General features: G+C 38.7%; 15 protein-coding genes and 2 pseudogenes. 5 read left to right on the top strand and 12 right to left on the bottom strand.

Annotated features, from left to right (window positions below; all coding sequences use genetic code 11):
- Positions 1-59: 59 nt before the first annotated feature.
- Positions 60-1,181 carry a response regulator aspartate phosphatase gene (locus tag NSQ64_RS13625; RefSeq protein ID WP_007501361.1) on the bottom strand — a complete coding sequence of 374 codons (1,122 nt, stop codon included), beginning with the start codon at positions 1,179-1,181 and terminating at the stop codon, positions 60-62.
- A gap of 231 nt (positions 1,182-1,412) precedes the next feature.
- Here NSQ64_RS13625 and sigK point away from each other — a divergent pair, with 231 nt between their 5' ends.
- The 3 genes and pseudogenes from sigK to NSQ64_RS13640 all read left to right on the top strand — a co-directional run bounded on the left by sigK (position 1,413) and on the right by NSQ64_RS13640 (position 3,376).
- Positions 1,413-2,141, top strand: a complete 729-nt coding sequence (gene sigK / locus NSQ64_RS13630; protein ID WP_034738387.1) for an RNA polymerase sporulation sigma factor SigK — start codon at positions 1,413-1,415, stop codon at positions 2,139-2,141.
- 207 nt (positions 2,142-2,348) lie between these two features.
- Positions 2,349-2,450 (top strand): annotated as a pseudogene (locus tag NSQ64_RS13635) (RNA polymerase subunit sigma-70); the annotation flags it as partial.
- Positions 2,451-2,674: 224 nt separating this feature from the next.
- The gene (locus NSQ64_RS13640; RefSeq protein ID WP_008342522.1) at positions 2,675-3,376 is read left to right on the top strand and encodes a FadR/GntR family transcriptional regulator; all 702 of its coding nucleotides are present in this window, start codon (positions 2,675-2,677) and stop codon (positions 3,374-3,376) included.
- Positions 3,377-3,486: 110 nt separating this feature from the next.
- Here the strand turns inward: NSQ64_RS13640 and NSQ64_RS13645 are convergent, their stop codons facing one another.
- From NSQ64_RS13645 to NSQ64_RS13695, 11 genes and pseudogenes are all read right to left on the bottom strand, one after another.
- Positions 3,487-3,627 carry a GapA-binding peptide SR1P gene (locus NSQ64_RS13645; protein WP_017358037.1) on the bottom strand — a complete coding sequence of 47 codons (141 nt, stop codon included), beginning with the start codon at positions 3,625-3,627 and terminating at the stop codon, positions 3,487-3,489.
- 127 nt (positions 3,628-3,754) lie between these two features.
- Positions 3,755-5,095 carry an MFS transporter gene (locus NSQ64_RS13650; RefSeq protein ID WP_017358038.1) on the bottom strand — a complete coding sequence of 447 codons (1,341 nt, stop codon included), beginning with the start codon at positions 5,093-5,095 and terminating at the stop codon, positions 3,755-3,757.
- 177 nt (positions 5,096-5,272) lie between these two features.
- Positions 5,273-6,031 (bottom strand): SDR family NAD(P)-dependent oxidoreductase, encoded by a 759-nt coding sequence (locus NSQ64_RS13655; protein ID WP_008342528.1) that lies wholly within the window; start codon positions 6,029-6,031, stop codon positions 5,273-5,275.
- 16 nt (positions 6,032-6,047) lie between these two features.
- On the bottom strand, positions 6,048-7,007 hold the full coding sequence (locus NSQ64_RS13660; protein ID WP_341016937.1) for a transketolase family protein: 960 nt from the start codon (positions 7,005-7,007) through the stop codon (positions 6,048-6,050).
- Positions 7,004-7,840, bottom strand: coding sequence for a transketolase (locus tag NSQ64_RS13665; RefSeq protein WP_017358041.1), 837 nt, complete (start codon positions 7,838-7,840; stop codon positions 7,004-7,006). The genes NSQ64_RS13660 and NSQ64_RS13665 overlap by 4 nt, the downstream gene beginning before the upstream one ends.
- A gap of 258 nt (positions 7,841-8,098) precedes the next feature.
- On the bottom strand, positions 8,099-8,371 hold the full coding sequence (locus tag NSQ64_RS13670; protein ID WP_024718793.1) for a DUF3986 family protein: 273 nt from the start codon (positions 8,369-8,371) through the stop codon (positions 8,099-8,101).
- A gap of 30 nt (positions 8,372-8,401) precedes the next feature.
- Positions 8,402-8,812, bottom strand: a complete 411-nt coding sequence (locus NSQ64_RS13675) for an Imm1 family immunity protein (protein ID WP_341016940.1) — start codon at positions 8,810-8,812, stop codon at positions 8,402-8,404.
- A gap of 20 nt (positions 8,813-8,832) precedes the next feature.
- Positions 8,833-9,261 (bottom strand): NUDIX hydrolase, encoded by a 429-nt coding sequence (locus NSQ64_RS13680; RefSeq protein ID WP_259253315.1) that lies wholly within the window; start codon positions 9,259-9,261, stop codon positions 8,833-8,835.
- A 558-nt stretch (positions 9,262-9,819) separates the two neighbouring features.
- Positions 9,820-11,232: pseudogene (locus NSQ64_RS13685) on the bottom strand (polysaccharide deacetylase family protein).
- 154 nt (positions 11,233-11,386) lie between these two features.
- Positions 11,387-11,941, bottom strand: a complete 555-nt coding sequence (locus NSQ64_RS13690; RefSeq protein WP_047946460.1) for a hypothetical protein — start codon at positions 11,939-11,941, stop codon at positions 11,387-11,389.
- Positions 11,895-12,497 (bottom strand): GNAT family N-acetyltransferase, encoded by a 603-nt coding sequence (locus NSQ64_RS13695; protein ID WP_205407411.1) that lies wholly within the window; start codon positions 12,495-12,497, stop codon positions 11,895-11,897. Before NSQ64_RS13695 ends, NSQ64_RS13690 begins: the two co-directional genes overlap by 47 nt.
- A 287-nt stretch (positions 12,498-12,784) precedes the next feature.
- Between NSQ64_RS13695 and NSQ64_RS13700 the strand changes: the two genes are divergently transcribed.
- Together NSQ64_RS13700 and NSQ64_RS13705 are read left to right on the top strand one after the other, a co-directional pair.
- Positions 12,785-13,111, top strand: a complete 327-nt coding sequence (locus NSQ64_RS13700; RefSeq protein WP_017358050.1) for an uberolysin/carnocyclin family circular bacteriocin — start codon at positions 12,785-12,787, stop codon at positions 13,109-13,111.
- A 299-nt stretch (positions 13,112-13,410) separates the two neighbouring features.
- Positions 13,411-14,949 (top strand): hypothetical protein, encoded by a 1,539-nt coding sequence (locus NSQ64_RS13705; RefSeq protein WP_341016944.1) that lies wholly within the window; start codon positions 13,411-13,413, stop codon positions 14,947-14,949.

Raw genomic sequence — 14,949 nt, forward strand, 5'->3', positions numbered from 1 at the left:
CCCATCAGGCCCGCTTTTTGTCTCACGTTTGGTTTCTCTCTTCAACTGTCGAACGTTGCTTAGAATTCATACAGACACTCTCCTTCTTGGATTTGATTTTGAGCCCATAGCAATTTTTGATAATACTGGTTGGACTTCTGGTATTGTTGAGAGGTTTCTAAGGCTGTCGCAATTTCTAGTGAGATATCCTCTATATAAGAGTATAGGCTAAGTTTTTCCAAATAATCAATGGTTTTTTGCAGTTGTTCTTCATTGATTTCCTGAACATATAAAGCATCCAGATACTCAAACATATGACAGAACAGCTGGTCTTCATGCTTCTTTGCGGCCAATTTCCCATCCTCTAATATGCGCCTTGCTTCAGTCTGCTCATTTTGTCTAAAAAGCAGCTTGGCCAGTGTATAAAGTGTATGAGGCAGCGTGGGAAGCAGTTCTTTTTTGGCGAGGTCAGCCGATTCGGTTAAATATCGTTCTGCTTCTTCTCGATAACCTAACTCCCCGTAACATTTCCCTAAATTATAGAGTGCTGAGCTATAGATGCGCGGGTGGTCAATTTCGGATGCGAGTTGTTTCGCCTTTTTCAAGTGAGGCAGTGCTCGATCTTTACGTTTTAAATCTTGATAATTTCCCGAGATGACAAAGAGGCACTGAATAATGCGAATGGAATATGCATCATGCTGATCGTATATTTCAAGCGCTTTTAAAATATGGTGCATGGAGACATGCGTTTGTTTCATTATATAGTAGGCTTCTGCTACTTTAAAATGAAACTCGGCCTGCTCAATATCATCAAATACCATAGACAGCTGTTTTTCTGCCATGCGATAATATTTGACGGCCTCCAAATATTCTTTTTGACTAAACTCATGCATGCCACGAAAAAATGCATGGTAATAATGCAGCATATCAGATAACTCATGATTGGAATTTTCGATTTTATCGACAAGGTTAGATACTGAGAAAGGTTGATATTTTGAAGGGTGTATATAGTCGAGCATAATTTGGTGCCGAAAACACATGAGCTGATAATAAATCAGTAAATGCTGGTCCTCTTCCATACGTTCAATTTCCGCTTCTACTTCCGCTTTCAAGATTTCCGCATCTGGAACACTGAACTGCCGTATCATTCGATACCATTCATTAATTTTCATACCGACATGTGAAGAAAGAACCTTCCCCATGTTCCGAAAAAACCCCTTCCTTTTCGGTCTAATATTACATATTTTAGCACGCTTCTAGACCGCCAAGCACCGCAAAGAAACCGCAAACATATGAGAGGGGCAGCAAAAACATACGCACAGAAGCACGTTTCTTTCAAATAAGATGATTTTTTCATCGTACAGACACAGACAATCCTTCCTTCACATACATTTGAGGATATAGGCAACGGCCTAAACATGGTGGAGGTGAAAATCGTGGCAGGAGTATTTACAGCGATGGGATTGATGGTCAAAGAATTGGTGTTTTTAGTGTCCTATGTCAAAAACAATGCCTTTCCACAACCCCTTTCGGGAGATGATGAGAAAAAATACTTAGCCCTCATGGCTCAGGGCGATGAACACGCAAGAAACATGCTGATTGAACATAACCTACGGCTCGTCGCCCATATTGTCAAGAAATTTGAAAATACCGGGGAAGACGCTGAAGACCTCATCTCCATCGGGACGATCGGACTCATTAAAGCCATCGAAAGCTATTCCTCTGGAAAAGGAACAAAGCTGGCGACATATGCGGCGCGGTGTATCGAGAACGAAATCCTCATGCATTTACGCGCACTCAAAAAAACAAAAAAGGACGTCTCTCTGCATGACCCCATTGGTCAGGATAAAGAAGGCAACGAAATTTCATTAATTGACGTCTTAAAATCCGAAAATGAAGATGTGATCGATACCATTCAGCTCAACATGGAGCTTGAAAAAGTAAAGGAGTATATCGACATTCTCGACGGCCGAGAAAAAGAAGTGATCGTCGGCCGGTTCGGCCTTGATTTAAAGAAAGAAAAAACACAGCGGGAAATAGCCAAGGAGCTCGGAATATCGCGAAGCTATGTGTCTCGGATAGAGAAACGCGCACTGATGAAGATGTTTCATGAGTTTTACCGGGCGGAGAAGGAGAAACGGAAGCGAGAGAAGGGGAAGTGATTTGAAAGATGTAAAAGAACCACTTCATTTTGTGTGATAAACAACAGACCGTATGAGGTCTGTTGTTTTATTTTAGCTCTATACTACTGTCTCTCTGCATTGCTTTTTAAGCCTCTATTCAAGCTTCCCGTTGATACGCTGTATAAGAAACTGCATCTAAAACTGACTATCAGCCATATTTGTGTTGTACATTTATGACAATCTCCATTGCATGACATCAGTCAGGCTAAAGAAGGCAACGAAATTTCATTAATTGCCTTCTTAACATCTGAAAATGAAGATGTGACTGATACCATTCAGCTCTACATGACCGGTCCGGTTTGAAGTTAAAGAAAGAGAAGGCGAAATGAGCAGGGAATTTTAATAGAAAACATTTTGCAACAGAACAGGCCTTATAAGGTCTGTTTTTATTTGTTTAGGCTCTTACCATTTATGGATTATCTTTTAATTTTAAATATGGTTTCAGTATATTTTTTTGCCCTTCAAATCTGAAAAGTATATAATTAATATACTTGTATGACAAATAAAGAGGGGTGATTTCTATTACATTCAATCCTGTTTCCAATAAAAAATTATACATACAAATTTATAATCAGATCCTTTCTGAAATACAGTTAGGCTCTTTTCAAATAGGAGATAAACTTCCTTCAGAAAGGGAATTATGCGAACAATTTGGTGTCAGCCGCGCACCTGTTAGACAAGCCCTCAGTGCACTAGAAATGAATGGTATTATTTATTCACGTCAAGGAGAAGGTGTCTTCGTTAAGAGTACGACCATACACAATGAAGGGTCCATCTCTATGAAATCGGCATCACCTGAGGATATCGTGGAAGCTAGAATGCATATTGAGCCTTTAATTATTCATTTTGCGGCTTTGAGAGCGACTGACGAAGATATTTTAGAACTGAAACAAACCATCAAAAAAATGGAAGAAGAAACACATTCAGGTGTATACGTCCCGGCAACTGACGAGCAGCTACATATGGGAATTGCAAAAGCGTCACATAATGATTTATTCATTACCTTTATGTCTTCCATTACGAACGCTATGAAGCAGCAGGAAATGTGGAGGTTTATACGTGATCGAACCGTTACCCGTTCTGACTATCGTGAGGTCAACTTTCAGGAGCATAAACTGATTATAGAAGCACTCGAAGAACGGAACGCAGCAGAAGCTGTGAAACGTATGACTGCCCACATGCAAAACCTATATGATCGATATTGGAAAAGCTAGGATCTTCCACTTCCAAATACGATATGAGAAGCTTCTTTTTATTTAATCGAAAAATAAGACGCATACAACAAGTAGAAGCCTTGCTGTTATGCGTCTTTGTCTTTTTAAGTTCATTTATTTTCCGATGCTCGGCACCCTTCACATATTCCGTATAAGACTTTAACCCCTTCAGAGCCATAAGCGATGTCAATGATTTCTCCACATTCCCGGCAAACGATCGTATTTTGTGGTACATTTGTCTCTTTTTCCATGAAAATTTCAGCTCCAATCGTTTTATTCTCATGTATTGTCTCGTTTTCTTTCAGAACTTCTCCTGACAGCTAAATCACCACAATATTTCCCCTTACTACTTCCATCATAGTTTTTTATGACCCTCGTTTAAATAGACTTTTCTATACTGGATTTTTCTGTACTTGCTTTTACAACTAGTGCTTTTCCTGACTGTTTAACTAAAAATACAATAATAAAAGAAGCCAGTATCATACTAACACCTAAAAAAATCATACTAATGTGAAAAGAACCTGTGACATCCTTAATGTACCCGACTATATATGGCCCAAAGAAACCGCCAAGATTGCCAATACTGTTGATTAGTGCGATCGCTCCACCGGCGGCTGCTCCTGTTAGAAAAGAAGGGGGAATGGCCCAAAATGGAGAATAAGCACCAAAGGCTCCGCACAAGGCAATGGTTAAAAACACAAAGGATAAGATCACACTGGAATTTGCTATATAACTGCTAATGATCATGGCCATCGCACTGACAGTTAAGCAGGCAGATACATGCCATCGCCTCTCGTTTTTCTTGTCAGAATGATTCCCGACCAGCACCATTACAATGATAGCGACGGTATACATGAAACCTAACAGCCAGCCCATTCCCTGCGTACTTAAGGAAATGGTGTCTGATAATCCTTTAGAGATTGTCGGCAAAAACATATTGATGCCGTAAAACCCAACCATCCAGCAGAAATAGCCTGCCGATAAAATGAGTACATCTCGATCTTTTAAAGCTTGAGTGAATGTATATCGCTTGACCTGTTCTTTCTCAAGCTTTTCTTTTGTTGTGACATGAATCAGCCACTCTTTTTCATCTTGATTCAGCCATTTTACATCTTCAAGTTTGTCATCCAAATAAAAGAATGCAATTACTCCAAGAATGAGTGCTGGAATCGCTTCTAAAATAAACAGCCACTGCCATCCAGACATATCCAGCCAATCAACACCTAATAGAAATGTAGAAAGTGGTGCACCTAGGGCATTCGCTCCCGGAATCGCCAGCATAAATCCAGCAATGGCTTTGGCATGATGTTTGGTTTGATAAAAACCGCTCAAATAAAACACCATACATGGATAAAAGCTAGCTTCTGCCGCACCCAATAAGAAACGTGCTGTATAAAACTGCCATGGTTCTTGGACAAAAGCCATTAAAATCGCAATAATTGCCCATGTCACCATAATTCGGCTGATCCATTTACTCGCACCGATCTTTGCCATAATGGCACTTCCCGGAACTTCTAATAAAAAATACCCTAAAAAGAATATTCCAGCCCCAAGTCCAAATACAGCATTTGAAAACCCTAAATCTTCATTCATTTGAAGAGCAGCAAATCCAATATTCACACGATCTAAAATAGCGATAACAAAACATAAGGATAAAAATGGGATAAGGCGAAGTGTAACTTTACGAGTCGTCGACTTTTCTAATGCTTGTTGATTCAACATGATTCCCCCTTCAAGTTGCTTTGGCCAACTGCGTGAAGATGTCTAAATGGCATAACATATTTTTATTAAGCGCTTACAAAATATCATTTCATCAATCATTTTGACTGTGACTCTACTTCCTTTTTATTTAAAATAGAGTCAGGCATATTCATGTGCCTGCTCCATTTCTTTCTACTAGTCCATATGTGAACCACCATTGATATCGATTTCTTCTCCTGTGATGTAGGATGCTTCTTTAGTAGCCAAAAATGTAATAGCGGCTGCGATTTCTTTCGTTTCACCTGGTCGGCCAAGTGGTATATTATCAATTACTTTTTCGGCTTCATCGATAGGAAGTGACTTCCAAATATCCGTATTCACAAGGCCTGGTGCCACACAATTCACTGTGATACCATCTTTCCCTACTTCACGGGCAAGGTTTTTAGAAAAACCTAATACTGCTGCTTTGGAAGCTGAATAATGTGCTCCTCCAAATACGCCTCCTCCCCTTTTAGCCGATACAGAAGACAGGTTGATAATACGCCCATATTGCTGCTTGATCATTGGTTCTAGCACGGCTTGTGTACACAAAAACAAACCAAACATATTTACATTAAAGACTCTTGTCATATCTTCAAGTGTCATGTTCTGAACGGTTACTTTTTGAGAAATACCTGCATTATTCACCAATATGTCAATGCGGCCAAACGCCTCAAGCGTTACAGCCACCATTTGGTCAATTGATTCCTTATTTGTTACATTTACTACTACGCCTAACGCTTTTCCTCCGGCTTTTTGAATGGCTTCTACTGTGAAGCGAATCCCTTCTTCATTGATATCTGCTACCACGACAGCAGCACCCTGTTTAGCAAGTGTTAGAGCGATTGTTCGGCCAATTCCTTTTTCAGAACCGCTCCCTGTTACAATAGCTACTTGATTGTTTAATGTAAACATTGTAAATAACCTACTTTCAAATGTGATTGTTCAGCATGTCTTTTGCTGTATTTATGATGTTTTCGATTGTTATTCCATTTATTTCTAAAAGTTTTTCGTAAGGTGCAGATTCTCCAAAACGGTCTTGCACTCCGATCCGTTTGACTTTTCCTCGACCTTCTTCTGCTGCTACTTCACATACAGCACTGCCTAATCCGTTCAAAATGTTATGATCCTCTACAGTGATCATACGTCCAATATCGAGACACTCCACAACCGCCTCTCGATCTAGAGGTTTGATCGTATGCATATCTAAAAGTGATGCTTCAATCCCTTGTTCTTCTAGTTTTTTAACCGCTTCCAAAGCAAGGTATACTGTATCACCATTTGCAATGATCGCAATATCTTTGCCAGACCTTAATTTTTTGGCTTTTCCAATCACAAACTCCTCATGTTCATCATAAATCATCGGCACAGCATCTCGGGTAAAACGCAAATACATGGGGCCATACGTATTCGCTGCCTCTTTGATCAATTTTCTCGTCGAATAGTAATCAGAGCCCATGATGACCGTCATGTTGGGAAATGCTCTTAAAACGCCCATATCTTCTATCGCTTGATGACTTCCACCGTCATTTCCCGGTGTCAATCCTCCGTGCGAGCAGGCAATCTTTACATTCAAATTCGGATAGCATATTTCTTGGCGGATTTGCTCTGCCATGCGCAGCGAACCAAAAACTGCGTAAGTGCTTACAAATGGAATTTTTCCAGTTGTCGCAAGACCAGCTGCCAGCCCGGCACCATTTTGTTCGGCAATTCCAACGTTCACATGCTGATTGGGAAGCTGTTTTATGAATTCTCCTGTTTTGCATGATTTTCCGATATCAATATCAATCACGTAAATATGTTGATTCTCTTTTCCTAACTTAACAATTTCATCACCGAAGGCTTCACGTGTCGCTTTTTTCTTAATGACCGCTTTTTCAGTTTGGCTCATGATCTCAAACCTCCTGCTAATTCTTCTAATGCCTGTTCATACTCTTTCTCATTTGGCGCAACACCGTGCCATGAGCAGATATTTTCCATGTAGGAAACGCCTTTGCCTTTAATCGTGTCTGCTACAATACATTTCGGCTTTCCATTTTTCATGTTTTTCACTTGATTCAATGTTTCGACTATCTCTTCCATCGAATGTCCGTCAATTCGCTTTGTTTCAAACCCGAATACTTCAAACTTCATTTCTATGTCTTGCAGCGGCATGATTTCCTCGCAGAAACCATCAATTTGCAGACGGTTATTGTCAACAAAAACAATTAAATTATCAAGACGATATTTGACTGCGGTTTGAACCGCTTCCCAAATTTGTCCTTCTTGACATTCGCCATCGCCTACCATCGCAAATACCCGATAATCTTTTTCATCCCGTTTACCCGCAAGCGCCATACCAACCCCACAAGAAAGTCCTTGGCCTAATGAACCTGTTGAAATATCAATTCCAGGGCATTTCTTCATATCAGGATGACCTTGGAACGGTGAACCGTACTGTCTCAATTTGTATACGTTTTCAAAAGGGACATAACCTTTTAGCGCTAAGGCAGCATATTGAATAGGTGCAACATGGCCTTTCGATAAAACAAAACGATCACGATCTTCCCAGTTAGGATTTTGGGGATCGATATTCATCTCTTTGAAATAAAGGGCCGTGATGATATCAGCAGCTGATAAAGAGCCGCCAGGATGCCCCGATTGCGCTTCATAAATCATCGTAATCGCCGTTTGTCTAAGTTCAATCGCTTTTGCTTTTAAATTCGCCAAACTTACATCTTTCACTGGATCACCTCATTTTATTATTTGAAATCCAATCTTATATTCTTAGTTACTTGTTAACTTGTATGACAAGTAATTTATGAGAACACTATACAATTCTTGCAAGCATTTGTCTATCTATTTTTTGAATTTTTAAACAATCAATGCGGATTTGTATTAGATGTTCTTTAGATTACATAGAGCAAAATTTTATAAAATCAGTATCCAACATAAAAAAACATCACTCGTCATTTTCATTGAGTGATGTTTCACATTCTGTATTTATCTCACTACCCCGTTTTCTTTTAAAAAACGCTCAAACAGCTGATTTCCTTCACCTTCAATTTTGTCATCTTCAATAGAATACTCGCCAATCAACAGCCCTAAATCTTCATATTTTTCATAATGTTTTAAAAGCGTTATCTGATACCATGTATGGTCAAAGAATAATTGCCACTTTCCTGTTTCTAAACTCTTAAAAAACACCCCTTCAACATCAAGACCCTGTTCGTAATAGCCAACATGTACATGCATGGTATCATCTAAACGACACATTTTATTCTCCTTCTCGTTCCTCGTAAGAATTTATAGACCTTGCTGAAATTCAATCGTCCTCAACTCCACCCATTCAACACTATCAGGTATCGATTTTGTTTTTAGAAAATGTTGAACGATTTCATAAGCTTGATGTCGATCGACGTAGCTGCATGAAGGTACATACAATGGTGCGCCTGCAACGACATGCTTGATCGTTTCTATCTTCTCTACTTTTTTAAAAGGAACCAAAAAATCTGGATGTCTCATGAGAAAAAAGCCATAAGGTTCATGATAAAAGAAAACAAGACTTTCCGTTTCCCAATCTTCATCCACTTCAATAGAAGATTCTCCATTCCCTTGTTTCCAATAGTCTTCACCCTTATGGAAGAAGATTTCTTTCATCCATTCTTCTCCTGGATTTTCCACTGGAGCACCGATTGGTCCATAATACAAAAACATTCCATTCTCTCCTTATTCATTTATTGATCCCTTGTTCTCTTTCCTTCAAATGTGTAAAATGCACACGTCTGTTTATTTAATTTTAGCATGCTGAATAACTGTGGATTTAATTTTTCAGCATCCTGGATGCTTACCCATTTTACTTCTTCAATATCATGATCAGGATCTAAAATGTTCATCTCTCCCCCAATGATTTCCGCAAAAAACGTAAAAATAAGTGCATGATGCATGTTATCTTGAAAAAGTATTTCTCTAACAGAATGAAGTTCATTTACTTTGATCACATATCCTGTTTCTTCTCTCACCTCACGGATCACAGCTTGCTGCAGATGTTCTCCTTTTTCCACTGCACCACCGGGAAACTCCCAATAACCTTTCACATTTTTCACCATGAGAATATGTTCATCCATGTCATAAATCAAAGCTGACACCACGTCTACTCTCTTCAACTGAATCCTCCTCACCCATTGTCGAAAATATAAAACGAGCTGTTCATATCAATCTTTTCTCATTATACTGTATCCTTGTTACGAAAGATTGGAGGGCTTAGCTCGTGGATCATTATGCTCTTACTGATTGTCCAAATCAGATTTACGAGGAACATCGTCTCTCTTTTGAGACAATTCAAGAAGTCAAACGAGAAAATCATTGAAAAACAGACAAGTAAAAAACCTCCTTCATTTAGCGGGAGGTTTGTTTATTTGATTCTCTTTCAATTGTTTCTCATCGTATAACAAATATCTGATCCGCTGTAGATAATGGAGCGCAATGTGAACGAGACAGAACATAAGCCCGATCATTGAAAGTATATAGATGGGCAGCATCAAACTAGGTACATTGTTTATGACAAAAGCCAAACCAACCACTGTCAGCATAACGAGACTTATAAATCTTATCAATACCACTTGAAGTCCCCCTTCATATTCACCATAACAGATTTTCCCTTTATTTTCATGACCTGCCTAAAAAAAGATGCGAATCCGCTAAGATTCACACCAAAAGGGGTATTACCTATTCGACTCACTTCTCTTCTCACGCGCTTCCTTCCACTGCTCAAGCTCAGACACCGTCAATAATTGATATCCCTGTTTAGTGAGTTCTTTGATAATCGTGACGGCTGCGTTGGCTGAGGTGTCATAGATGTCGTGCATTAAGACCGTTTCACCGCTAGATGCATGGGCTAGAATGTAGTTCGCGACGTATTGGCTATTTCGATATTTCCAGTCTTCAGGATCCACATCCCAAAGGGTCACTTTCATGTGAAGAGCTTCGTTGATTTGCCCGTTTGTCCCGCCATATGGTGGTCTAAAATGAGTCGGTGTGAACCCGCTCGCTTTTTCAATGATTTGCTGCGTGTCTTCTACTTGTTTGACCGCTTGTTTTAAAGGAAGTCTTGTGAGCAAAGGGTGGTTATAGGAATGGTTTCCAATTTCATTTCCACCCTTTCTGATTTAACTTAACATATCGGGATAATACTGAACCCTGCTGCCTAATACAAAAAATGTGGCATGTCCTTTGTTCTCTTTTAATGCTGTTAAAATTTTTGAGGTCGTTGATGGATTGGGCCCATCATCAAATGTGAGTGCAATGGCTTTTTGATTCGGATGAAATGTGGATGTTTTCGGCAGTTTCACAATCTTTCTTGTTGGAATCGGTTCTTTTTTCTCGTTTTTGTTCATTTCTTTCTTCATATATTCAGGTTTTAATATTCCTTTAAGCAGTGTTTTCTTAATCGCCAGCACTTGAGGGCCTTTATTGTCTGGTGCAATTTGCCCTGCTAGAAAGTAGAATTCAATAAAACGATCTTTGATGGCAAAATACTGATAGTTCTTCGCCGCAGGAGACGTTCCCTGTTTAAGCAGCGGCTGATTTTCAGCTAGCGTTCCATCTTTTTTTAATTCCTCAAAAGTCATATGAGATAATTTTTGAAGATTGTCCTTCTTTGATAGAAAGATATCGTTGATTGATAAAAATGTCTGTTTCTTGAAATCAAAGTTCATCACCTTCGTTTGATTGACGCCTTGCTTTCCGCCCTTCACTTCATATGTATTGAATTTGATTGCGACTGTTTGCTTGGCATAATGAATGATCTCATAATCGATGTTTAATTCGTATCGTTTTTCTTCATTGACATCACTCGCTTGACTAAATGATGTTTTAAACTTTTCTAACGCTGTCTCTGCAAATCTTTTGATCTCCTGATCTAGTTTTTCTTGATGAAACAGCGGATAGTTGACAGCATATCTCATGAATTTCCCGTCATTCACAAGTGTGACTATTTCAACTTGTTTGTAGCTCGCATCTTGTTCTACTTTTTTTCTCTCTGTCCCGCTTGCCTGCTGGTTATGATAAAACGCAGCGATACCGATGACGATTGCAAGTCCACATAGGACGAGGCTGATCTTCCCTTTCGTTGGCACAATGATTCTCCTCTCGTGATGCCGTCCTGTCTGGATGACGTGTGTTTGTAGGATAGACTTTTCGCAGCCCCTTTTTAGTTTGCAAAAAACACATTTGTCACATTTTCGACATATTTCACGAGAGACATATAAAAAGGGCTTGATCGCTCAGCCCTTATTTTTGCATATACAGTTGGAATAACTTTGTTTCTTCATCAATAGAGCGTGCCTGGTCAAAAGCTGCTCTGACTGTTTTTGAGTTGTTCACCAGCTCATACAGCATGGTGAGAACAAAAATAAATGACGCATTTCCATCGATGTAGTCATCGGGCGCTGTATAGGATATCGCTCCTGTTTCTAAAAAAGCTTCTGCCACCTTTTTTTCGCCTAGTGTACAGCCTGTACATATAATGTGAACTCCATTTAACGAAGCATACCGCTTTATGTCATCCGCATCAAAAGTAGCACCTCTCGGCTCACCCTCTTCGTATACATCTTCTCCTAACTCCGGCATGAGAAACGCTCCTTCTTCTCCGTGAAAGGATAAAAGAATGAAATCCGTCTCGCCTCTATTCCTCCCGGATAATACATCAATCAGGTCATTCGGTCTGCCTATCCAATGCATATCGACTTTTGCGCCAAAGTTTTCAAGTGCTGCACGAAGCGCAAAGGATTCCAGCTCACTATTTGGTCCGGCTGCCAATGTGATGCGCATGACTGGCTGGCTCATTTATATCCCCTCCAAACGATGATAAACATAGCACCATTTTTTCCTCATCTACATAAGCACCATTTATTTTTAGTGCTTTTTCTTCTACCGCATACGACTTAAATCCAACAGACTTGTAAAGATGTTTGGCTGGGTCATTTGTTGTGACCACTGTTAAATATATTTGTTCGATGTCTTTTTTTTCGCGTGCAAAAGAAAGAACTTTTGTCAGGAGTGCCTTCCCCATTCCTTTTCCGCGTCCATTAGCCGTTACATACATCGCTGCCACATTGGCACGGTGCTTTAATTTCTGCAAGGTTTCTTGTATGAGTGTAACCGAGCCGACCAGCTGACCTTGATGAAAGGCACCGAATGTCCACATAGATTGTGTAGAGGCAAAACGAGCCTTATATTTATTCTTCGTATCTAGCTTCTCTTCCTCGTAACTCATAGCAAAACTCTCTGGATTTAATCGGAGTGCTTCTAATCTCAAGTTCGCATATTCTTGAGCATCTTCTGGTGTTAACAATCGAATATTCAGAAAATCGCCTCCATCAGAATGAATTGATACTTCCAATTTTATCTTGAAAGGCGCTTTAGATCAAAGAATATTGGTTCATTTACATATAACACATTTCTTATAGACTTTTAGGCTCTCTTTCGTTTTTGTGAAAACAAGGTCATTTTGATCATGTTCACTCGATATTTCCTATCCAAAACGATTCTTTTCTCACTTATCTTTTCACTTTTTTTATATTAACCTATAACTAATTCATAAAAAAAAGAAAAAAAAGGATTGATATGAACAAAAACATATCATAAGATAGAATAGTAATAAAAAGACAAAAAAGGGAGGAATTTGATATGACAGAAACAAGAAATGAAATCAAATTACATGTTCTTTTTGGTGCTTTAGCAGTAGGATTTCTTATGCTAGCTCTTTTTTCCTTCTCGCTACAAGTACTCCCAGTTGCTGATCTAGCAAAAGAATTTGGTATTCCAGGCAGTGTTGCCGCTGTAGTTCTTAATGTGGTTGAAGCGGGTGGAGCTGTCACTACAATTGTCTCCATTTTAACTGCTGTAGGTTCAGGCGGTCTTTCTCTTATTGCTGCGGCTGGTAAAGAGACAATTCGTCAATACCTTAAAAACGAAATTAAGAAAAAAGGCCGTAAAGCCGTTATCGCTTGGTAATTTATTTAACGACTCAATAGAAGGAGACTCTGTTCTCCTTCTATTTAAATTTTAGTGCAGGTGAGAAGATGTTATATCCATTATTATCACTACTTCTATCCATTAGACTGGAGCAACAGTATTCTAATATCGCTCAGTTCGTTATACGAAAAATTCCATTTCTCAAGTCGTTTTCTTCAAAACAGTACATATTTTTTTCTTGTATTCTTGATATCATATTCGGATGCATGATTGTATTCGTTATATCTTCATTTCTTTACTCCCCCGTCTATCAAATAGAATGGGAAAGTGCTTTTGTGATGTTTTTATTTCTATTTTCTATCGTCAAAGGAATTGAATCTTATAGAAGAACTCATCTTCTTCCTTTTAAAGAATTGATACAGCTAGCACCTATTTCCTCTAGACAACTTTTTCAAACGCTTCTGTTTTCAGAATTGATTTGGCTTGTGTTTACGAGTTTGAGCACTTATTTGATCTATTTTTTATTCCAATATGATATTGTTCAAACACACGATCTGGCATTCTGGTTAAAACATGTCAATGTGATGCTGACAAGTATCTTCCTATTTATCATCAGCAATAAGATATTCGGTGCTTATATCTATAACATCGTCGTGAAAAAAATCGGGGCTATTCGTGTCCTCTTTTTTGCAAGCATCGCTTTGCTTTTTTTCTTATTCGGAAGGGTTCTCATATTAAACATCATGTTCCCTTTTTATCACACCTTCCAAAAACTTTTTCAATCGATCTCATCGCTTGCAGAGGATTCGTTTTGGATCACTCTTTCAAACAAGCTGATCTCTTTATATCAACATGATCTTCAGCAAATGCATCATACTTTATTTTCAGATGGCTCTGTTTTTCTACAATTTCAAGCTCTGTTCCATTCACCTATTACATTGATTGTTGTGCTATTAGGTAGTGCGCTTGTCATGAGAAGTCCTGTTCGATGGATTCCAACGGAAAAAGATCAAGACCAAAGCTCAAAGCATTTTCGGGATTTATTTTATTGGTACTTTCAAGTACTGCATAAAATTCAGGGTTCGCTGTTTAGACAAAATGTGTTGATTCAAAAAGACATCAAGCTGCTGAAAGAAAAAAGGTGGCTCTTATCTAAAGAATTTTTTAATTATATGTTCATGTCATATGAAGCCTTCTTTTATATTGGTGTTTTTACCGGATTGATCTCGATCATCGATCATCAAGCCTTGCAAATTCAGCTGCTATTCACACTCAATATTATGATACTAGCGAATCAATCTTATGAGATGAGAATGCTGACACCTTCTATTTTTGCTTTAAGTGCTGAAAAAAAGAACATTTGGCTTTACGAGCTTTCTCAAATATCTCTTTTGCAATTTTTCTTATCAAAAATCCAGTTATTTTATTGTTTATTTTCCATACCAGCGCTCTTTTTACTATTCATTAATCTATCTATTATGACTGTGTATCAACTGTTTCATGTTCAGATGCTCATTCAACTGGTGGTATTAGGGGTTGGCTTTTTCATTTTTCCTTTGATTCAGCTTTACTTGTTTCCATTCACAACGAAATTCAATTTTATTCATGAGCATGAAATTGGGACAACAAATGAGGAACTAGAGATCATCGATAAAGGTCAGGCATTTGCAAGAAACTTTCTTGTTCTGCCTTTTATGTACTATTTGATTTTGACCTCTTTTCTCCCTATATTGCAGCAATCCTCAGGGCTCGTAAACGTGCTGTTCGCTATATATTTTGTGATCGTTTCAGTGATTTGCTGGATATTATGCCGCAAGACCATTTATAAAGGAATTGAGTATGTTGAAAAAAATAAGATATTTTCTATCGGAGAATAG

The organism is Bacillus sp. FSL W8-0183, assembly GCF_038006825.1.
GTDB lineage: Bacteria > Bacillota > Bacilli > Bacillales > Bacillaceae > Bacillus > Bacillus altitudinis.

Excerpts from the sequence above, each read along its gene's own strand:
- NSQ64_RS13625 (WP_007501361.1), bottom strand. The coding sequence starts at position 1,181 with ATGGGGAAGGTTCTTTCTTCACATGTCGGTATGAAAATTAATGAATGG.
- NSQ64_RS13645 (WP_017358037.1), bottom strand. The coding sequence starts at position 3,627 with ATGGAAAAAGAGACAAATGTACCACAAAATACGATCGTTTGCCGGGAA.
- NSQ64_RS13655 (WP_008342528.1), bottom strand. The coding sequence starts at position 6,031 with ATGTTTACATTAAACAATCAAGTAGCTATTGTAACAGGGAGCGGTTCT.
- NSQ64_RS13660 (WP_341016937.1), bottom strand. The coding sequence starts at position 7,007 with ATGAGCCAAACTGAAAAAGCGGTCATTAAGAAAAAAGCGACACGTGAA.
- NSQ64_RS13670 (WP_024718793.1), bottom strand. The coding sequence starts at position 8,371 with ATGTGTCGTTTAGATGATACCATGCATGTACATGTTGGCTATTACGAA.
- NSQ64_RS13675 (WP_341016940.1), bottom strand. The coding sequence starts at position 8,812 with ATGTTTTTGTATTATGGACCAATCGGTGCTCCAGTGGAAAATCCAGGA.
- NSQ64_RS13690 (WP_047946460.1), bottom strand. The coding sequence starts at position 11,941 with ATGAGCCAGCCAGTCATGCGCATCACATTGGCAGCCGGACCAAATAGT.
- NSQ64_RS13700 (WP_017358050.1), top strand. The coding sequence starts at position 12,785 with ATGACAGAAACAAGAAATGAAATCAAATTACATGTTCTTTTTGGTGCT.
- NSQ64_RS13705 (WP_341016944.1), top strand. The coding sequence starts at position 13,411 with ATGTTTTTATTTCTATTTTCTATCGTCAAAGGAATTGAATCTTATAGA.